The 19,127-nt window shown below is 54.0% G+C and carries 23 protein-coding genes; 9 read left to right on the forward strand and 14 right to left on the reverse strand.

Features of this window, described 5'->3' with window-relative positions:
• The first annotated feature begins 31 nt into the window (after positions 1–31).
• Entirely contained in the window at positions 32–1,480 is a 1,449-nt protein-coding gene (locus ACW9KT_RS07060) for a M48 family metalloprotease (RefSeq protein WP_457078772.1), read from the forward strand.
• A 54-nt stretch (positions 1,481–1,534) separates the two neighbouring features.
• On the opposite strand, the gene ACW9KT_RS07065 is transcribed toward ACW9KT_RS07060, so the two are convergent.
• From ACW9KT_RS07065 to ACW9KT_RS07080, 4 genes are all read right to left on the reverse strand, one after another.
• Entirely contained in the window at positions 1,535–2,086 is a 552-nt protein-coding gene (locus ACW9KT_RS07065; RefSeq protein WP_457078774.1) for a hypothetical protein, read from the reverse strand.
• Positions 2,087–2,304: 218 nt separating this feature from the next.
• Positions 2,305–2,598 (reverse strand): zinc ribbon domain-containing protein YjdM, encoded by a 294-nt coding sequence (locus ACW9KT_RS07070; protein ID WP_457078776.1) that lies wholly within the window; start codon positions 2,596–2,598, stop codon positions 2,305–2,307.
• Positions 2,599–2,628: 30 nt separating this feature from the next.
• Complete coding sequence (gene ychF, locus ACW9KT_RS07075; protein ID WP_457078778.1) at positions 2,629–3,726, reverse strand: redox-regulated ATPase YchF; 1,098 nt, start codon at positions 3,724–3,726, stop codon at positions 2,629–2,631.
• A gap of 219 nt (positions 3,727–3,945) precedes the next feature.
• On the reverse strand, positions 3,946–4,287 hold the full coding sequence (locus tag ACW9KT_RS07080) for a DUF3276 family protein (RefSeq protein ID WP_457078780.1): 342 nt from the start codon (positions 4,285–4,287) through the stop codon (positions 3,946–3,948).
• 251 nt (positions 4,288–4,538) lie between these two features.
• Here ACW9KT_RS07080 and ACW9KT_RS07085 point away from each other — a divergent pair, with 251 nt between their 5' ends.
• A complete protein-coding gene (locus ACW9KT_RS07085) occupies positions 4,539–5,453 on the forward strand; it encodes a DUF58 domain-containing protein (RefSeq protein WP_457078782.1) in 915 nt (304 codons plus the stop codon).
• 30 nt (positions 5,454–5,483) lie between these two features.
• Here the strand turns inward: ACW9KT_RS07085 and ACW9KT_RS07090 are convergent, their stop codons facing one another.
• The 3 genes from ACW9KT_RS07090 to ACW9KT_RS07100 all read right to left on the reverse strand — a co-directional run bounded on the left by ACW9KT_RS07090 (position 5,484) and on the right by ACW9KT_RS07100 (position 8,191).
• Positions 5,484–6,119 (reverse strand): DNA-3-methyladenine glycosylase family protein, encoded by a 636-nt coding sequence (locus ACW9KT_RS07090; RefSeq protein ID WP_457078784.1) that lies wholly within the window; start codon positions 6,117–6,119, stop codon positions 5,484–5,486.
• 14 nt (positions 6,120–6,133) lie between these two features.
• On the reverse strand, positions 6,134–6,793 hold the full coding sequence (locus ACW9KT_RS07095) for a metallophosphoesterase (protein ID WP_457078786.1): 660 nt from the start codon (positions 6,791–6,793) through the stop codon (positions 6,134–6,136).
• Between the two features lie 135 nt (positions 6,794–6,928).
• On the reverse strand, positions 6,929–8,191 hold the full coding sequence (locus ACW9KT_RS07100) for a cation:proton antiporter (RefSeq protein ID WP_457078788.1): 1,263 nt from the start codon (positions 8,189–8,191) through the stop codon (positions 6,929–6,931).
• A 162-nt stretch (positions 8,192–8,353) separates the two neighbouring features.
• On the opposite strand from ACW9KT_RS07100, the gene nhaA reads away from it, so the two are divergent.
• Positions 8,354–9,529 (forward strand): Na+/H+ antiporter NhaA, encoded by a 1,176-nt coding sequence (nhaA, locus tag ACW9KT_RS07105; protein WP_457078790.1) that lies wholly within the window; start codon positions 8,354–8,356, stop codon positions 9,527–9,529.
• Here nhaA and ACW9KT_RS07110 read toward each other — a convergent pair.
• Positions 9,526–10,575 carry a threonine aldolase family protein gene (locus ACW9KT_RS07110; RefSeq protein WP_457078791.1) on the reverse strand — a complete coding sequence of 350 codons (1,050 nt, stop codon included), beginning with the start codon at positions 10,573–10,575 and terminating at the stop codon, positions 9,526–9,528. The two genes, nhaA and ACW9KT_RS07110, sit on opposite strands and share 4 nt — an antisense overlap.
• Before the next feature lie 104 nt (positions 10,576–10,679).
• Here ACW9KT_RS07110 and ACW9KT_RS07115 point away from each other — a divergent pair, with 104 nt between their 5' ends.
• Positions 10,680–11,069: a hypothetical protein gene (locus ACW9KT_RS07115; RefSeq protein WP_457078793.1), complete on the forward strand. Its 390-nt coding sequence runs from the start codon at positions 10,680–10,682 to the stop codon at positions 11,067–11,069.
• A 105-nt stretch (positions 11,070–11,174) separates the two neighbouring features.
• Here the strand turns inward: ACW9KT_RS07115 and ACW9KT_RS07120 are convergent, their stop codons facing one another.
• On the reverse strand, positions 11,175–11,669 hold the full coding sequence (locus ACW9KT_RS07120; protein ID WP_457078795.1) for a metallophosphoesterase family protein: 495 nt from the start codon (positions 11,667–11,669) through the stop codon (positions 11,175–11,177).
• Positions 11,670–11,905: 236 nt separating this feature from the next.
• On the opposite strand from ACW9KT_RS07120, the gene ACW9KT_RS07125 reads away from it, so the two are divergent.
• Together ACW9KT_RS07125 and ACW9KT_RS07130 are read left to right on the forward strand one after the other, a co-directional pair.
• The gene (locus ACW9KT_RS07125) at positions 11,906–12,607 is read left to right on the forward strand and encodes an NUDIX hydrolase (RefSeq protein WP_457078797.1); all 702 of its coding nucleotides are present in this window, start codon (positions 11,906–11,908) and stop codon (positions 12,605–12,607) included.
• Between the two features lie 17 nt (positions 12,608–12,624).
• A complete protein-coding gene (locus ACW9KT_RS07130; RefSeq protein ID WP_457078799.1) occupies positions 12,625–13,116 on the forward strand; it encodes a hypothetical protein in 492 nt (163 codons plus the stop codon).
• Here ACW9KT_RS07130 and coaD read toward each other — a convergent pair.
• The 3 genes from coaD to ACW9KT_RS07145 all read right to left on the reverse strand — a co-directional run bounded on the left by coaD (position 13,100) and on the right by ACW9KT_RS07145 (position 15,222).
• Positions 13,100–13,597, reverse strand: a complete 498-nt coding sequence (gene coaD, locus ACW9KT_RS07135) for a pantetheine-phosphate adenylyltransferase (protein WP_457078801.1) — start codon at positions 13,595–13,597, stop codon at positions 13,100–13,102. The two genes, ACW9KT_RS07130 and coaD, sit on opposite strands and share 17 nt — an antisense overlap.
• A gap of 53 nt (positions 13,598–13,650) precedes the next feature.
• Positions 13,651–14,535, reverse strand: coding sequence for a DUF3822 family protein (locus tag ACW9KT_RS07140; protein ID WP_457078803.1), 885 nt, complete (start codon positions 14,533–14,535; stop codon positions 13,651–13,653).
• A 189-nt stretch (positions 14,536–14,724) separates the two neighbouring features.
• On the reverse strand, positions 14,725–15,222 hold the full coding sequence (locus ACW9KT_RS07145) for an NUDIX domain-containing protein (RefSeq protein ID WP_457078805.1): 498 nt from the start codon (positions 15,220–15,222) through the stop codon (positions 14,725–14,727).
• Positions 15,223–15,268: 46 nt separating this feature from the next.
• On the opposite strand from ACW9KT_RS07145, the gene ACW9KT_RS07150 reads away from it, so the two are divergent.
• The 3 genes from ACW9KT_RS07150 (at position 15,269) to ACW9KT_RS07160 (ending at position 17,907) form a co-directional block, all read left to right on the forward strand.
• Positions 15,269–15,703 carry a PaaI family thioesterase gene (locus tag ACW9KT_RS07150; protein ID WP_457078807.1) on the forward strand — a complete coding sequence of 145 codons (435 nt, stop codon included), beginning with the start codon at positions 15,269–15,271 and terminating at the stop codon, positions 15,701–15,703.
• Positions 15,704–15,846: 143 nt separating this feature from the next.
• A complete protein-coding gene (locus ACW9KT_RS07155) occupies positions 15,847–17,259 on the forward strand; it encodes an ATP-dependent DNA helicase (protein WP_457078809.1) in 1,413 nt (470 codons plus the stop codon).
• A gap of 111 nt (positions 17,260–17,370) precedes the next feature.
• On the forward strand, positions 17,371–17,907 hold the full coding sequence (locus ACW9KT_RS07160; protein WP_457078811.1) for a DUF1573 domain-containing protein: 537 nt from the start codon (positions 17,371–17,373) through the stop codon (positions 17,905–17,907).
• 111 nt (positions 17,908–18,018) lie between these two features.
• Here ACW9KT_RS07160 and ACW9KT_RS07165 read toward each other — a convergent pair whose 3' ends face one another.
• The gene (locus ACW9KT_RS07165; RefSeq protein ID WP_457078813.1) at positions 18,019–18,396 is read right to left on the reverse strand and encodes a DUF423 domain-containing protein; all 378 of its coding nucleotides are present in this window, start codon (positions 18,394–18,396) and stop codon (positions 18,019–18,021) included.
• Positions 18,397–18,441: 45 nt separating this feature from the next.
• Positions 18,442–19,122, reverse strand: a complete 681-nt coding sequence (locus ACW9KT_RS07170; protein ID WP_457078815.1) for a YggS family pyridoxal phosphate-dependent enzyme — start codon at positions 19,120–19,122, stop codon at positions 18,442–18,444.
• Positions 19,123–19,127 lie beyond the last annotated feature (5 nt).

Below are 19,127 nucleotides of genomic sequence, written 5' to 3' on the forward strand. Positions count from 1 at the left end.
CCGGCGGCCTTATTACTCACACTCGTTTCCTATGCACTCCACCCGTTTTCGTCGTTTGAGTGCGGCAGTTATGCTGACCGCACTCCTGCCCCTAACCAGCGCTATTAGCCTGAACTCAGGCCCCAATAAAACTCCAGCCCCTGTGCAAGGCGCCAAACCCGATCCGCAGATTGTGGCGCAGTTTGGCTTGCTCGAAAATCCCGCTATGCAGCGCTTTATTCAAGATAAAGGCATGCAGATGGGCAGGGTTTCCGACCGGCCCGGCGATGTGAAGGGTTTCACCGTACTTGATTCGCCCGTCATCAACGCCTTTGCCGCCCCCGATGGGCACGTGTATTTCACGCGGGGCATTATGGCTCATTTCAATAATGAGGCGCAGTTCGCCGGCGTACTAGGCCACGAAATTGGCCACATCACTGCCCGGCACGGGCAGAAGCAGCAAACTCGCTCGACGGTAGCTACCGGCGCGCTGATACTGGGCTCTATCCTCTCCAAGCGCGTGGCCCAGATAGCGGAGCCACTTTCTCAGGGTGCCGGCCTGCTGTTTCTCAAATATGGCCGCGACGACGAGCGCGAGTCGGACGAGCTAGGCGTGAAGTATTCCACAAAAATCGGCTACGACGCTTCGCAAATGGCTGATTTCTTCCTCACCCTCCAGCGTAACGAGCAGCAGAGCGGCGCCGGCGGCGTGCCCACCTTCCTGTCCTCGCACCCTAACTCGGCCGACCGGTATAGCACCGTAAAGCAACTGGCCAGCCAAGCCAAACAGCAAGTGGGCGGTGCCAAACTGGCGGTTAACCGCGAGCAGTACCTGCGGCTCATCGAAGGCCTGCCCTACGGCGAAGACCCCCGCCAGGGCTTCGTGGAAGGCGGCGCCTTTTATCACCCCGATTTGAAGTTCCAATTCCCAATTCCTTCGGGCTGGAAATCGCAGAATTCCCCTTCGCAATTTCAAATGGGCGAGCCAAATGGCAAAGCCATTCTGGTGCTGCTGCCCGCCCCCGGCGCCTCCCTCGATGCCGCCGCCGAAGCCTTAGTGAAGCAGTTGAGCCTACAGTCGCCCCAGGCTCAGCGCACGACTATCAACAGCTTTCCCGCTATTGCCATTCAAGCTAATCAGGTGCAGCAGGCCCAGAATGGGCAGCAGGGCGTAAGCGCCCGTACGCTTTCCTATCTCATCCAGGATGGCAAAACCATCTATGCGCTGGTTGGCCTCACGTCGCCCGCCGATTTCAACACCTACGCGCCCCAGTTCCAGCGCAGCGCCCAAGGTTTCGCCCGGCTCACCGACGCGAGCAAGCTCAACCGCCAACCCGAGAAAATCCGCATCAAAACAGTAGCTAGCACAACCACGCTGTCCCAAGCCTTGGCTGCTAACGGTGTGCCCGCCGCCCGCCGCGAAGAGCTAGCCGTGCTAAACGGTATGAAGCTGACGGATCAGTTGAGTGCTGGTACCGCGTTTAAGGTAGTAGGGAGGTAGCTGTTGAACCTAAGTGGTAGAAGCTGCTTGGGCTGCATATAAGTCCGGCAGCTTCTACCAGATAATTCGGGTACCAAGGCTGAGCTGGGTAATTATTTCAGTGTAAGTGCTTAGATATTTCCGCTCTTGATAAGGCCCAGTAGCGTTTATCTCGACCGTTATCAGATGGCGTTGGAGCAAAGGAAACGCATACCCAATACGAATGACGGGCAATACGTTTGTCCTGCGCTCGTCCCAATAGGCCCAACTGCTGTCAAACTCACTGTCAACTTGCTGAACCGCGAGACCCCCGGCCAGAAATAATCCTTGGAGAGCTTTTTTACCAGGCCGCAACTCAAACAGGACAGCCCCAGTCAGGCAATGGAAGTGGCCCTTTTCATAATCAGCGGGATCGGTATTCGTAATGCCCCGGCGGTAGGAGTGGACATAGCCAGTAAGACCTAACCGGTCGTTGAAATAATAGTCGGTGCCAAGCTGAAAGGATGGACCTAAATAATACATTTCCGCGTCGCCGCTAGCATGGATTCCTGCGTATGGACGCCACTTTTGCTGAGCTATAACCGGCACTACGCCAACTGTTAACAACAGGAATAATAGTAATTTCATACAGTATAACAGAGAATAAAAACGCCCCGGCCGATATTCGGCCGGGGCGTTTAAGTTACAGAACTGCCACTGAAGAAACCGCAGCTTTCTCGCCTGTCATGCCGAGCAAAGCGAAGTATGTCGCAGGCTTACGTTTGATTGATTAGTAATCCTTAATACCGCTGGCGAGATGCTTCGCTTTGCTCGGCATGACAGACGAATCGCGAAAGCGTATTAAGCTAGGCTTTCTTCAAAAACTCTGTTTTCAGTACCATGGTGCTGCCACCGGCACGGCCTTCAATTTCTTTGTCGCTGTTGGTGAGACGAATATTCTTCACCATTGTGCCGCGCTTCAGGGTAAGCGAAGCGCCTTTGACTTTCAAATCTTTGATGATGGTAACGGAGTCGCCTTCGCTGAGCAGGGTGCCGTTGCTGTCTTTTACGTCCATGGGGAGCTTTTTTGAAATAATCGCGTGCGCTGAGGTGTCGTTAAATAATTGTGGTCCTACAACTTTAGAGTCGTAGGACCACACCTGACACTGATAGGATTGCGTATCCGTGCTTTAAACGTTGAAACGGAAGTGCATAATGTCGCCGTCCTGCACCACGTATTCCTTGCCTTCCACGGCCATTTTGCCGGCTTCTTTGATCTTAGCTTCGGTCTTGTACTGCTGGTAATCAGGCAGCTTGATTACCTCAGCGCGAATGAAGCCTTTTTCGAAGTCGGAGTGGATGACGCCGGCAGCCTGGGGGGCTTTATCGCCGCGGTGAATGGTCCAGGCACGTACTTCTTTTACACCAGCAGTGAAGTAAGTAATCAGATTAAGAAGCTCGTAGCTGGCGCGAATCAGGCGGCTCAAGCCCGACTCTTTCAAGCCGTACTCGCCCAAGAACATTTCCTTTTCCTCAGGGTCTTCCATCTCCGCAATCTGCGACTCGATGGCGGCTGAAATCGGCACAACCTCGGCGTTTTCGCTTTTTACGTACTCGCGCAGGGCATCAAGGTGCTTGTTACCGGTGCGGATAGCGGCCTCATCCACGTTAGCCACATAGATAACGGGCTTGATCGTAAGCAGCTGCAAATCCTCAACGGCCTCCAGCTCATCAGCGTCAACCTGTAAGGAGCGGGCATTCTGACCAGCTTCCAGGTGGGCTTTGAAACGTTGCAGCGCTGCCACTTCTTTTTTGGCTTTGGCATCGCCAGCCTTCGCAGAGCGCTCGGACTTGATCAGCTTCTTGTCGATGCCTTCTAAGTCTTTGAGCTGCAATTCGGTGTCGATAACCTCCTTGTCAAATACAGGGTCAACGGAGCCGGCTACGTGCACGATATTGGGGTCATCGAAGCAGCGCACTACGTGAATAATGGCGTCTACCTCGCGGATGTTGGCCAGAAATTTATTGCCCAAGCCTTCGCCTTTGCTGGCGCCTTTCACGAGGCCGGCAATGTCGACGAACTCAATAACAGTAGGCAGCACGCGCTCGGGGCTTACCAACTCTTCCAAGATCTGGAGGCGCTCATCGGGCACGGTGATAATGCCCACGTTGGGCTCGATGGTGCAGAAAGGATAATTGGCCGATTCGGCCTTGGCATTCGAGAGGGCGTTGAATAGCGTGGACTTACCCACGTTCGGCAAACCGACGATTCCGCAGCGGAGACCCATTCTTTTGAAATTTTGAAGTATGAATAGTAAGGGATGAACTGACCCTGGGGGGCAAATTCGAGGGGCAAAGGTACGGGTTGTTCGCCGGGAAAGCACGGTGCGCCAAGTATATGCGCTCGAGGTTGTATTTGGATAGCAAAACGGCGCGCTCTGGCCGAAACCAAAGCGCGCCGCGCTGTAACTGAATAGGGGAGTAGATGCTTGTTTCGCTAGGCTAACTTAGTAAGCACTGTCGGAGGTGTTGCCGTTGTAGGGCTCGTCGTTGTAAGCAGGGCGGGGGCGGTCCAGTTCGGCTACTTCCTCCTCCGTCAGCAACTCTTCGCGCACGTAATCCACGGCGTCTTGCAGGGCATCGACAAACTTGGCGAAGTCTTCTTTGTAAAGGAAGATCTTGTGCTTCTCGTAGGAGAAGGTGTCGTCGTCGCGGAGCTTGCGCTTACTCTCGGTGATGGTGAGGTAATAGTCCTGGCCGCGCGTGGCTTTCACGTCGAAGAAGTACGTGCGTTTTCCGGCTTTAATGCGCTGCGAATAAATTTCTTCCTGATCGTGACGGTCTTCCACGGTTCCTACGGTAAAGTTTTCTTATTAAATAGTTGAATGGCCGACCAAAGTACTCTTCTCGAATGGGATATAAAAATTTTAATGTTACGTTTTTATGGTAAAAAGCCCCCCAGAGCAAAGTTGCCTCAACTTTGGATGCTGAGTAGACCTTTCAGCATTGAGGGCCGTTAGCTACGTATCTTTACTCGGGTTTCAAGAAAATAGGCGCCACACAGGCACTTACGCAAACAATTTCTCTGTCAACTTTATACATGGCTCAACCCCTCGATTTAGCTGCTGTTCGCTCGTTTGAGAACCTAGAGTTTCTGGCCCGTCAGCTGGTTGAAGGCTTCATTACGGGCCTGCACCAGTCACCTTACCACGGCTTTTCGGTGGAGTTTTCGGAGCACCGGCTGTACAATCCTGGTGAAAGCACCCGCCACCTCGACTGGAAAGTGTTTGCCCGCACCGATAAGCTGTTTGTGAAGCGATATGAGGAAGAGACGAACCTGCGCTGCCACCTGCTGCTCGACGTGAGCCCGAGTATGTATTACCCCACGCCGGGCCACGACAAACTGCGCTTTTCTATTCTGTGTGCGGCAGCGCTTATCACTCTGCTTCAAAAGCAGCGCGATGCTGTGGGCCTGGTCACTTTTGCTAACGAAGTAGAACTGCAAACCCCCGTGCGTTCTACCAGCACTCACCGCCACACGCTGCTCCTGACGCTGCAACAGCTGCTGGAAAGGCCCCCCACGCGCCGGTCAACGGACGTAGCCCAGGTCATTCACCAGATTGCCCAACAGATTCCCAAGCGTTCGTTGGTAGTGCTGTTTAGCGATATGCTCGGTCGCGCGCCCGAGGAGCAAACGGCCGCTTTGGCCGCTTTACAGCACTTGCGCCATCAGCATCATGAGGTGTTGCTGTTTCACGTAATGGACCGCGCCACGGAGTCGGAATTTGCCTTCGCCGACCGGCCTTATTTGTTTGAGGACATTGAAACCGGCGAACAAATCAAACTGCAACCCAATCAAGTGCGCGAGCAGTACCGGGCGGCTATGCAGCGCTACGAGCAGGATCTGGCGCTGCGTTGTGGCCAGTTCAAGATTGACTTCGTGCCAGTAGACATCCGTGAGCCATTCGATAAGGCTCTGTATGCGTACCTGGTGAAGCGGGGAAAGGTGCGGTAAAATGCCCCCCAGAATAGGTAAAGGCTTTTATTAGTTTTCCGGCTTCGGCGTAGTTGGTAATGACTGCCACAAGTATTTGCAAGCCAGTGTTCTATAGGGACGCCAGTCTTCAGCAATCTGAGTGATGCGCCGCAGAAAAGGCCGGCCGGTTTCCTCCAGCTGATACATGCGGCGCATAGCATTCTGCACGCCTAGGTCGTCCTCGGGAAATACGTCGGGCTGGTCTAAGGCGAACATTTGAATCATCTGTGCAGTCCAGCGGCCGACCCCGCGAATGGCTGTGAGGTGGCGGGTGAGGGCTTCCTCATCTAAGCCGGCAATAAAGGTGTAGTCAAGTTTTTCCTGAAGAGCAAATTCGGCAATGGCGCGCAGGTAGCTGGCTTTCTGGCGCGACAGGCCGGCCGCGCGCAGCTCGTCATCGCTCATTAGCACCAGCACGCTGGGCTCGGGGTAGCCATCGGGCTTGAACAAGGCTTCGACTTTTTTCCAGATAGCCGCAGCTGCTTTAGTTGAGATTTGCTGACTTACAATTGCCTTGAGCAGAGCCAGATATATGTCCTCGTGGGGGCGGGGCTCCACGGGGCGGCAACTATCAATAACGGCGGCCAGGGCTGGGTCGCGCCGCAGATGGGCCAGGGCGGTTTCGGTAAAAGAATCGGGGAGCATAAGCTAAAATGCGCTTAACGGAAGCTAATATCGGTGCGGTGCGTGTCGATGGCAATGTACTCCAGCACTTCGCCCTGAGGAGTAAGCTTGACGCCGGTTAGGCAGTTGCCCATGTAGGCGCCCGTGTCGAGGTAAAGTGCTTGGTGGGCCGCATCAAAGGCCGGTCGGCAGTCTTGGGTTGGCGTGTGCCCTACCACTTGTAGGCGGCCAATATTGCGCAAAGGGCCGCGCCGCCACAGCACGCCATCCTGGTCGTCTTCGTCGAGCGGGTTGGGGGTGTCGGCAACGCCCGCGTGGCTCACAAATACGGCGTCGTTTTCCCAATATAAAGGACGCTGAGCCAACCAAATAAGGTGAGGCAGCTGCAGATGAGCCTGTACTTTATACTGTTCCACGGTTTCGCGGCCGCCCCATTCCAGCCAGTTCGGGTACGGACCTTGAGGGCCATAATACTTCAGCATACCCGCCTCGTGGTTGCCTTTCAGAAAGGCGGTTTGCCTGGGGTGTTTAAGATTTAGAGAAATAGCCGCAGCCACTGTTTCGGGCGAAAAGTTGCCACGATCTACCAAGTCACCGACCTGAATGAGCATCTCCCGGGCGGGGTTCCAGTGCTGCAACAGTTCCAGAAAGGTGAAATAACAGCCATGCACATCACCGACTATAAACAGATTCATACCGAAGCAAACAATCTAAAAGCCGGAGGTCGAAAATGCGCCTCCGGGGTGGCCGCTGGCACATACGCTAAGTAACTGCATTTGGGCTGCCCGAAGTAAGGAAGTAAATGTAACGCAAGCTGGCGCCGGACTCTACTAATGAACTGGGATTTCCTCGTCTACGCTTATTCCCAGGCGTTTCACCAGCGGCCCGATGGTGAGGCCCTGCACGATGATAGAGAAAATAACGACCACATACGTGACGCCGACAATGAGGTCGCGAGCGGGGCTGGGGGGCAAAGACAGCGCCAAAGCCACCGAAATGCCACCCCGCAGGCCACCCCAAGTTAGAATCTTGATGGAGTGCTCAGTGAAGTCGCGGCGGAAGCGCAGAACGCTTAGCGGCAGCGCTACGGCTACGAGGCGAGCCAACAAGACCACCACAATAGCTACTGCGCCCACTAGTAAGTCAGTGAGGCCAATTTGCACCACCAGCACTTCCAGGCCAATCAGCACAAACAGGACGGCATTAAGAATCTCATCAATGATTTCCCAGAATTTGTCAACGTACTCCCGGGTCGTGTCCGACATGCCCAGGCTGCGTCCTTGCTGCCCCACTATCAGCCCCGCCACGACAATTGCCAGCGGGCCAGAGGTATGTAGGGCTGTGGCCAGAGCCGTGCCGCCCGTCACGAGGGCCAGGGTAATGAGCACTTCCACCTTGTAATTATCAATGGAGCGCAGCAACCAGTAGGCCCCGTAGCCTAGCACTGCCCCCAGAATAATGCCCCCCACAGCTTCCTGCAAGAACAAAATAGCCACACCACCTGGCCCTAGCTCGGCCCAGCCTACTTGTGCAATTTGAAACAAGCTCACAAAAACGACCACAGCAATGCCGTCGTTAAACAAGGACTCGCCTACAACCTTTATTTCTAGGTTGCGAGGAATGCGAGCCTGCTTGAGAATGCCCAACACCGCAATCGGGTCGGTGGGGGAGATGAGGGCCCCAAAGAGCAGGCAGTAAATAAAATTAGTGGGAAGCCCGAACAGCGGCAACAGGAAGTACATGGCCGTCGCGACCAGTAAGGTAGAGCTAAGCGTGCCTATAGTTGCCAGAGTAAATACCGGAACCCGCTCTTCGCCGAGGCTGCGCGCATCTACGTGGATAGCCCCGGCAAACAGCAGAAAGCTCAGCATCACCTGCATCAACACGGTATTAAAATCCACGCTGCGCACAAGGTCGACTACGCCTAGCACCGAGCCTATGCCCAAATGGCCCAGTACTACTATAGACAAAGAGGTCACTAACGCCAGCACCATAAGCCCAATGGTGGAGGGCAGCCGCAAAAACCGGTGATTGATATATCCAAAAGCGGCTGCTACCACTAATAGTAGCGCAAAAACGTTGTAAAGCTTCATAGAGAATCGGTAAGGAAAAGCGGCTGTTATGGACCGCCAAAACTGGCCATGACGGCAGCCCGAAGGTCGCATTTTTATCATTTGTGGCCCTCAATCATATTATAATTGTTGGGTGGTCCGTATACTTGCCTGCCCCCAGTAGTCCAGTATTACCTTAGTCAGATGCTTTTTCGAATAATTATTAGTCCTATCCGGGAGCTATCAAACAGTGGTAAACTCTCTGGTTTGATGCTGCTGATAGCCACAGCTCTCTCACTGGCAATCAGCAACTCAGCCCTCGGCGAAGGGTATGTAAACTTTTGGGAACTGTCGGTTGGTCTGCCACCCCTCGAGAAAACTCTATCCCACTGGGTTGACGATGGTCTGATGGTGATCTTCTTTTTTCTGGTAGGACTCGAAATAAAGCGAGAAGTACTGTATGGGGAGTTGACCAACATTCGCGCGGCCCTGTTGCCGGTAGTAGCAGCTGTGGGGGGCGTTACGGTGCCTGCTAGTATCTATCTGCTGTTCACCATGGGTACGGGGCTCACCCACGGCTGGGCCGTACCCACCGCAACCGACATTGCCTTCTCCTTAGGTATTCTATCGTTACTTGGCGACAGAGTGCCCTTCAGCCTGCGCATTTTCCTTACTGCTCTGGCTATTATCGACGATTTGATGGCTGTTATTATCATCGCCATTTTCTACACCGCCGACCTGAATATTCCCTATTTGCTGTATAGCGCCGGTATCCTAACAGTTCTGGTAGCGATGAATAGATTAAAAGTAGGGTGGCTACCGCTGTACTTTCTGCTCGGATTGGGGCTGTGGTTCTTTGTGCTCAAATCGGGCGTGCACGCTACTATAGCTGGGGTGCTTTTGGCCCTCACTATTCCAACCAATTCCTTGGAACGCATTGAGCACGCTTTGCAAAAGCCGGTTAGCTATCTTATTCTGCCCTTGTTTGCCCTCGCTAATACGGCTATTGTGCTCTCTTTTGAAACGCTGCGCGAACTATCTTCTCCGCTAAGCTTAGGTATTGCGGTTGGATTGTTTTTGGGCAAACCGATCGGGATTTTTGGCAGCACCTGGGTAATGATCAAAATAGGCATGGCCTCACTGCCCGCCAATGTAACGTGGCGCCGTATGCTGGGGCTGGGCTTCACGGCTGGCATCGGCTTCACGATGGCAATTTTTATCGCCAATCTTTCTTTCTCCGATCCCAGCCGCATCGACCTAGCCAAGCTGGCTGTTATCCTGGGCTCCGTAATGGCTGCTTTAGTGGGGCTATTTCTGCTGCGCGACCGCACCGATATTGTGGTGGTGCCCGCTGAAGAAATCGTGAAACACGAGGCCTAAGCGCCTACTTCAGCGGCAGGCACGGAGGTTAATGCCGCCTCTACCCGGGCCACCATATCGTCGTCCACGTCTAGGTGCGTAACGAAGCGAATCATCTGGGGGCCAAAAGAAGCAGCGCGAATTCCTTGTTCGTCCAAGTGCTGTAAAAACGCGCTAGCGGGCATTTCATCGGCTAAGCGGAAGATGACAAGGTTGGTTTCGACAGGCAGTACCTGTGCTACGTAGGGTTGATTCTGAAGAACCTGGCTGAGTTGCTGAGCGCGGCGGTGGTCGTCGGCCAGGCGCGCTACGTTATGCTCCAGGGCGTATAAGCCGGCCGCGGCCAGGTACCCGGCCTGACGCATGCCCCCACCCATTGCTTTGCGAATCCGCTTCGATTTCTGAATTAGAGCCTTGCTGCCGAGTAATACTGAGCCTACCGGCGCTCCTAGCCCTTTTGATAGACAAACAGAGATAGAATCGAAGTACTCTCCGTACTCTTGGCTTGATTGGCCTGTGGCAACCAACGCATTGTACACGCGGGCGCCATCAAGATGCAGGCTTAGGCCGTGCCGGCGCGTAACCTCGGCAATCTGCTGAATGCTTTCCAGTGAGTAGCAGCTGCCACCGCCCCGGTTGCTAGTATTTTCGAGGCACACAAGGCGGGTGTCGGGGTAGTGAACATTATTAACCGGGCGAATAGCGGCTTCCACCTGCGCGGCCGTGAGGCGGCCCCGGTCGCCGGGCAGCAGGGCCGTAGAGGCACCCGAATGGAACGCGATGCCGCCCACTTCCCACAAATACACATGAGCGGTCTGCTCACATATTACTTCCGCCATCGGCTCAGTCTGGGCTTTGATGGCAATCTGGTTGGTCATAGTGCCCGAGGGGCAGAACAGGCCAGCTTCCAACCCAAACTGGGCGGCAGCAGTAGCTTCTAATTCCCGCACGGTAGGGTCTTCTTCGTACACGTCGTCGCCGACCGGGGCGCGGAACATAGCCTCCAGCATAGCGGGCGTGGGACGGGTGACGGTATCGGAGCGCAGATCGATAATAGGTTCAGACATAGGGCCGGGCGTGAAAAGACAGATATGGAGGCGATGGTTTCAGGATTCAAAAATAAGACTTACTTTTGCCCCTCCTTAATAAATCGACTTTAACCGACCCGGATATGAGCGTCACCCGACTGAAGCGGAAGCACCGCAAGAACATTGCGCGCCAAAATAACAAGCAGCGTGTCATCAAGCAATTGCTCCTCACCCCCGTTCTGAAGAACGTGGACATTGAGGAGTTGAAAGCCAGCTTTAACGGTGGCGCTGCCCCCGCCCAATCTGCTACAAAGGCTGAGAAAGCCGCTGCCCGCTCCCAGAAGCAAGCCGACGCCAATGCCGCCGACGCTGCTGAGAAGGCTGCACCCTCTGCTCCTGAGTCCGCTCCTACCCAGTCGGTAGAAGCCAACCAGACTGGTACTGAAGGCTTCGACGAGGCTGAAGCAGTTACCAAGCCCGTGAACGAAGACGGTCAGGAAGGCGACAAGCCTAAGCCCGAAATCGCCCTTTAATCCGGCCTGCCACCGGTGTCGGTTGGCTATACTAGCGTATAAAAGCGTCTTCCTTGCAAAAGGAAGACGCTTTTTTGTGTCACTTGGTCAAAAGAAATAATGTGCTTATTTCGGACCTAATTCCACAACCTGCAAGTGCTGAATTTTGCCCCCCAGCACCTCAAAGAGGAGCAGCGTACGCACTTTGTGAAAACCGTGTCGGCCAGCCGCGCCGGGATTTAGGTGCAGTAGGCCCAGCTTGGCGTCGGGCATGACTTTGAGAATGTGAGAGTGCCCGCTGATAAATAACCCCGGGCGCTCCTGGCTCAGTAGGGGCCGGGCGGCGGGGCTATAGTGCCCCGGGTACCCGCCAATGTGGGTCATGAGCACGTGCAGGCCTTCTACTTCAAACGACTGTACTAGCGGCTGGGTGCGGCGCACGTCCTGCCCATCAATGTTGCCATATACGCCGCGCAGGGGCGCTATCGTGGCTAGCTCCTCGGCGACGGCTGCCGTACCGAAGTCGCCGGCGTGCCATATTTCGTCGCGGCCGGTTAGGTAGTGTAAAATTCGCTCATCTAAGTAGCTATGGGTGTCGGAGAGGAGACCAATCTTTTTCATATAGATATTTTAGGGGCTAGCTAAGGGCAAAACAATGCTCAACAGCAGCTTTCGAGTACCAAATACGATTTAGGATGAAGACTTACTAACGGAAACTCATGCGTTAGCTAACTCTTAAACATACTACCTCGTATCTTGCCCATCCTTTGGCCGATTTTCGTTTGCGGATATTTATCCGGTGTTTTACGCCAAGTTTTGCCATATTTCCCCTTCTCGCCTTTTCCATATTGCCCTCGATGAATGTGTTCATCAACGACATTCCGCTGATCATCAAGAAGAACAGCGAGAAAGTATACAAGCACCGCTACGACCTGATTCTGAATGCGGAGGATGAATTTATCTCCAAGGATCTGGTGGGTGATGTGCTGGTGCGCGACGTCACCGACGCCTTCGTCGATCGGCTATTGCGGCTGATGGAAGTAAAAAAGCTGAAAAAGCTGACTTCCCTCACGTTGCTGGCTCGCAAGAAAAAACGCCTGATCCTGCACCTAAAAGACCAGTTCCGAATTGTGAAAGCGGCCGGCGGCTTGGTGGTGAAGGAAGGAATGGTGCTCATGATTTACCGTCTGGGTAAGTGGGATTTGCCGAAGGGTAAACTCAAAAAAGACGAAGATCCAGCCTTAGGCGCCCTGCGCGAAGTAGAAGAAGAGTGCAACATAAAAATTGAGTTGGGGGAAGAACTGCCCAGCACTTGGCACTCGTACGCCTACAACGGCAACAAAATTCTCAAAAAGACCAATTGGTACGTGATGCACTGCATCGATGATTCGCTCATCAAGCCCCAGGCGGAGGAATACATCGAGGAAGTGCGCTGGATGACGCCACAGGAGGCTCTTGCGGTACTGCCAGAGTCTTATGCTTCTATTACCTTAGTTGTACGCCATTACCTGAGCGAAAAGCTTGGCACGACCTCTGCCGAGGAAGCTTCTACGAAGTAGTATCTTCGTAGAAGCCTATGCGTCTACTTTACTCGGTTGCTTTTGCTGTACTTATGGGTGGCCTGTCGGCCTGCACGCGGCCTCAGGCTACGAGTGAAGCGGCGCCATCTGCTGCAGCACAAGCCCCGGCAGAGGTGCTGCCCGTGGCCGTAGACGTCCCCACCTTTGTAGGCTATACCATAGAGGAAGTACGCAGTCGGTTGGGGACTCCCCGCGAAAGCCAGTTAGAGCCAACCGTAGCCGCTCCGAAACAAAGGCGCGGCAAGTCGCTACGGGTAGCCGATGAGGGCTGGACCAATACGTTTGAAACCAATGGCGTCACGCTGGCAGTAACATTCAACGCCCGCACCCGCCGCGTCCGCGACATTGTGCTGATAGGCGACAACGAGGCTGAACTGATGCAGCGCGGCAACCTCATCCTGACAGCACCCGCTTATATCGTGCTACCCGTGCTGAATCCGATAAAAACGACGGAGCTACTCGGTGTGCGTGTTATTGGCCGGCGTTAGGCTCCTCGATAGTAGCAGCGTAGGCAGGCAGCGCAAAAGGCACGAAGCTATCCACGTTGCCCCCGAAGCGATGAATCTCGCGAATAATGGTGCTGCTGATGGCTGCTAGCGCGGGCGCCGTAATCAGGAAAACCGTCTCTAGCTCCGGGTTCACATGCCGGTTAGCCTGCGCAATTGTGTTTTCGTACTCAAAATCGGTCGTGTTGCGTAGGCCACGCAGGAGGTAACGTGCTCCCACTTCGCGGGCAAAATCAGCCGTAAGCCCCTTGTAGGACCGCACCGATACCCGGGGCTCGTCGTGGAAAACTTCCTTAATCATAGCTACCATTTGCTCCACGGGAAAGAAGCGCGACTTGCTGCTATTGTTACCGATAGCAATAATGACCTCATCAAATAAATTTGCCCCCCGGCGCACTACATCGAGGTGACCATTGGTGAAGGGATCAAAGGATCCGGGAAACAGGGCAATGCGGGTTGTCATGGGAAGAATAATGGTTTCTCACGGCATATAGGCTGTGAGCATTGGCGTGTAGCTTACTCGCAAAGATGCAGGCTATACAGCTCAAAATACCGATACTCAAACACCTCATTTAGCCGGTAGCTATACGACAAGTCCATCGGGCGATTGCCGAACTTGAGGTGGCGAATGTACTTGCGCAGAATAGTAAATAGCTCGGAATGGTGCATCAAATCGCCCCACAGCACCACTGGGTCCTGATCAGGGTTGAGCTGTAGCTCCTGCATCACCAAAATAGTGTAATAGATAAGATCTTCGGGAGTAGTAAACGCAAACGTGTTACAGAACTCGGGGCGCTTGCCACGCACAGCTACAATGGTTACCTCGTGGTGACCAATGCTTAAGTATAGCCGACGCGGTGCCCCCTGCTGGCTTTGGTGCACCACGCCTTCAATCAGGGCGCTGGTTTGGTGAATGAGTCTGCCGGTAGGATAAATGCTCCGGAACCACTCCGCTAAAGCCTTTTCAACGGCGAAAATGCTGGCCATCTCCAAGCCCGGATGCGTGTAGTGATGCACGGTTTCGTGGCCAGCGTCAAAGGAGTGATGGAGGCGCAAGTAGCGGTCTTCGTCGCCGGCGCGGAAAAGGGGTTGGGGCAGTTGAGTGAAGTGCCGATTTTGGACGGCCAGCCGCACATGGTTCCAGCCGGTTTGCCCAACCAAATCATGCTGGGCCGCGAGGTTGCGAAACTGACCGGCGAGGGAAGTAGCGGAAGGAGCTGAATACTCTTCGAGCACCACAAACTTATTGCGGTGCACATCGGCTACGCCAACGCGCAGGCCTGCTTGGCCCGCCGTAAGATAAAGATTGTAGGCGCTCAACTGAGCGGCATCAAAGGTTTCGTCGCGCAGGTCGAGTAGCGCGGTGGGCGAGGAAGAAAACGTAGAAGGGGAAGCAGACACGGCAGAGAGCAATAAATGCCAAGTAGGCCGCTAAAGGTAAGAAGTCAAATGGCTACATAGCCAACACGAGGAGTACCCATAGCATGAACTCGACGACATTCAGCCCAGTTAAAAAGAAAAAGAGGCAGCAAAAAAGCCCCCTAGAGAATGTCTGGGGGCTTTTTTGCTGATTGGTCGACTCGGAACGCGTTATTTGAACTGAATATTTGGAATGTAAATGTCGTCGGGGCTGATAATCTGGTGCAGAATGGGGTGCACTTGGGATAAAGGTAAAGCTACTAGCTGTCGGGGCGTACGAAAGGCTAGTTGAGTAAGTAGTTGATTATCGGCAGCGTGCTCAGGATCGGTGCCCAGTTGAGGAACGGCATTGACATCTGTCGGCTTCACTTCAAAAAACAGCTCCAGGGCTTGTAGATTGTCGCTGCGAAACTCATGCAGGTGTAAGAATCGCCCGATGGTGATGTCGAGGCCGGTTTCTTCCTGAAACTCGCGCACCAAGCATTCCTTCACCGACTCACCAAAATGCCAGCCCCCACCGGGCGGCGACCAGAAGGGCGCATCATTAGGCAACATACCGCGGTGGGCGGTGAGCAGCAAGGCGCCTTGGTGTACTAAGAGGCCGCAAACGCGCACGCGCACTTGGCCATTGTAAGCTTGAAGCAAATCGGGATGGGATTCGGGGGGCATAAATGGATTGGTAAGGCCGGCCAAAACCGGGTATCTTTGACTATTGATGCCTCCTACGCAAAACTCCGCCCCAGCGCCCGATTTAGTTGCCCGAATCCGGCAAAAGCTCACCCGCCAACAGTTTATGCACCACATCGGCGCCGACCTCACGCTCATTGAGCCTGGTCGCGTCGAAGCTGAACTTCCCCTAGAGCTAATTCACCAACAGCAACGTGGCTTTGCTCACGGCGGCCTCATCGCCACCATGGCCGATCTGGTAGCCGGTTTTGCCGGCGTCACCCTAATTCCGGATGACCACGGCATGGTAACAGCCGAGCTGAAAGTGTCTTATCTTAATCCCGGTGTTGGTAAAAAGATACTGGCCAAAGGTTGGGTGCTGAAAGCCGGCCGCCGCTTGCATTTCTGCGAAGCCGAAGTGTGGTGTGATGAAGTGCTGATAGCTAAAGCAACGGCTACAATGGCAGTAATTGAACCTCAATAAGCTCTGTTTACTTTATACAAACAAGCCGTCATGCCGAGCAAAGCGAAGCATCTCGCTCGCTTCGTTGGAGTGCTGTTACAACGAAGCGAGCGAGATGCTTCGCTTTGCTCGGTATGTTATTCTGGTTTTAACATGTTTGAATTATGCTTACCGTTCGTACACCTTCCGTCCGCGATTATTTCCCCTACGAGCCCACTCAGGACCAGGCGCAACTCTTTCGGCAACTCGACGAGTTTTTGAAGGATGACTTGCCCGGCCGCAAGGTGTTCGTGCTGCGTGGCTATGCGGGTACGGGCAAGACGACCGTAGTCAGTGCCTTGGTGCAATGGCTGCACCAACTAGGTCGCAAATACACCCTCATGGCTCCTACGGGCCGGGCGGCCAAGGTAATGAGCGCTTACTCAGGTGTGGCTGCTAGCACCATTCATAAAAAAATCTACCGCCAAACTTCCGGTACACCCTCTGAAAGCCTGAGCTTCCAGCGCCAACCTAACCGCACAGCCGATACGCTGTACATCGTGGATGAGGCCTCCATGATTTCTGACGAGAAAGCTTTCGGCGAAAACGGTTTGCTTGATGATTTGCTCGGTTATGTATTTGAAAAGCCCACCAACCGCCTGCTCCTCATTGGCGACACCGCTCAGCTGCCGCCCGTGGGCCAATTGCTCAGCCCCGCTCTCGACCCGGAACTGCTAGCCGCCCGATTCCGCGCCAAAGTAGATTCGGTAGAGCTGCGCCAGGTAATGCGGCAGGCGGAGGAGTCGGGAATTCTGGTAAATGCCACTATTCTGCGCGAAGAGTTGCGGGAGGAAAAGCCGCACATACAATTTCATACCCGCGGTTACGCCGATATTTTCCCTGTGGGGGGCGAAAAGCTGGAAGACGGGCTGCGCTGGGCCTACAAAAACTTCGGCCACGAAAACACGACCATCATTTGCCGTTCCAACAAGAACGCTAACATGTATAACCAGCACATTCGGCACGCGCTGTTTGGTGCGGAAGAGGAAATCGAGGCCGGCGACTACCTCATGGTGGTGCGCAACAACTATTTCTGGCTGCCTAAAGATTCCGAAATGGGCTTTTTGGCCAACGGTGACTTTGTACAAGTGAGCAAAATCGTGCGTCGGCAGGAAGAGTTCGGCTTTCGTTTCGCCGATGCCCGCATTCGCTTCGTCGATTATCCTGATGAGGAGGAAATAGAAGTAAAACTGCTCCTAGACACTTTGCACACCGATGCACCAGCCTTGCCTGCCGACCGCAGCAACGCTTTGTACCAGACCGTTTCGGCCGATTATGCCCATTTGGGCACCAAGCGCGAGAAAAGCGCGGCTCTACGAAAAGACCCATATTTGAACGCTTTGCAGGTAAAATTCGCTTATGCGCTTACCTGCCACAAGGCGCAGGGCGGGCAGTGGCAGGCCGTATTCGTCGACCACGGTTTTTTAAAAGATGACATGGTAAACGCCGAGTTTGCGCGCTGGCTATATACGGCCATCACGCGCGCTGCCGACCGGTTGTTTTTGCTTAACTTCAATAGTAAGCTACTGGCCGAGTAGATATAATCTATTGGCACAAAGCTGGATACCTATTTGTTGCTGCGAATTCTGCGCAGCGGAAGTCAATAAACCTGTACTTTTGTTTTTCTCAACTATCAAAGCATTCAACTCATGAAAAAGGCACTTATTCTGGCATTATCGCTTTCGCTGGCAGGCTTTGCCGCCCAAGCCCAAACGGCTGCCGTGCAGCCTGCCAACGCCCAGCAGAAAGTAGCTGGTCCACAGATTCAGTTTGAGGAAATGAAGTACGACTTCGGTAGCGTGAAGCAGGGCGAGGTAGTAGAGCACGTGTTCAAATTCAAGAACGCCGGTACGGCACCGCTTGTCATTTCCAACATTGGTACCACGTGCGGCTGCACTGTGCCCGCCTGGACTAAAGAGCCCATCATGCCCGGCAAATCGGGTACGGTAACCGCTAAATTCAACACCGCCGGTAAAATGGGCGTGCAGAATAAAGTGCTAACCGTGGAGTCGAACTCAGCGGGCGGCAACGCAATGGTGTCGTTGGTGGGTGAAGTGAAGGATGCCGCCACTGCCACAACCGAGGCAATACCAGCCAAAGTTGACGTTTCGACCGGCGAAGGGGATGCCAAGCAGAAAACCAAAATGGGCGACAACAAAATCAAAGCAAAGCGTAAGTCTTCTTAAGTAGAAGTATCAATACACAAAAAAGCCCCCCAGATTATTTCTGGGGGGCTTTTTTGTGTATTGAGTTTTAGTGATCTGAGGCCAATAAACATTCTCAATGGGAGACGTTGGTTACAACTGCCGCACCGACCAGAGCAGGCTGAGCCAGCCCGCAATAAGAAGCAAACCACCAATGGGTGCTACTGCGCCCATTTTAGTGATGCCCGTAAAGCAGAGCGTGTACAGCGAGCCGCTGAACAGCAAAATGCCCCCCAGAAACAGCCAGGCCGTTAGACTCATTCCACGAATATCGGGGCGCACGGCGAGCAGTAGGCCTACGGCCAGTAAGGCCAGCGTGTGGTAGAATTGATAGCGCACAGCCGTTTCAAACGTGTCGAAGCGGCCAGTGTCTTCTAGCATCTTGCGCAAGCCGTGCGCTCCAAACGCGCCAATAGCCACGCCCAGGGCACCAAGTAAAGCCGCGAACTGTAAAATCAAACGAGCAGTCATAAATTAAATAGTAAGTGGGAGAGAGTAGGGGACTATGACCGGCACCTAGTGTTGCTGAACGGGCCGAGCGCCAAAAATAGCGCTGCCCACCCGGATAAGGGTGCTGCCCTCCGCAATAGCCAGTTTGTAGTCGGAACTCATGCCCATAGAAATCTCCTTGAACTCGGACTGGGGGGCAAAATAGCGCTGCTTCAGCAACTCAAAATAGCCGCGCAACTCCTGAAACTCACGGCGGAGCTGGGCTTCATCATCGGTGAAGGTAGCCACGCCCATCACGCCCGTGAGCTGCACATGACGCAGCGCGCCAAACGCTTCGGATTGCAGAATTTCCTCGGCTTCCGGCATGCTCAGGCCCGATTTGGTGTCCTCGGCGGCAATGTGAAACTGGAGTAGTGCATTGATAACACGGTTGTGCTTGGCGGCTTGCCTCTCTATTTCGAGCAACAGTTTCAGACTATCCACGCTCTGAATGGTATGTACGAAGGGCGCAATGTATTTTACCTTATTCGTCTGCAAGTGGCCGATAAGATGCCATTCTACATCGGGGGGCAAATCGGGTTGCTTAGCCGCCATTTCCTGCACTTTATTCTCACCAAAGATGCGTGCCCCGGCATCGTAAGCCTCGCGCAGACGCTCTACTGGATGGGTTTTAGTAACAGCCACTAGGCGGCAATTGGTACCTTGCAACTCTTGTTGAAAGAAGCGAAGATTATCAGCGATGGACATGTATT

This window comes from Hymenobacter sp. HD11105 (genome assembly GCF_054051685.1).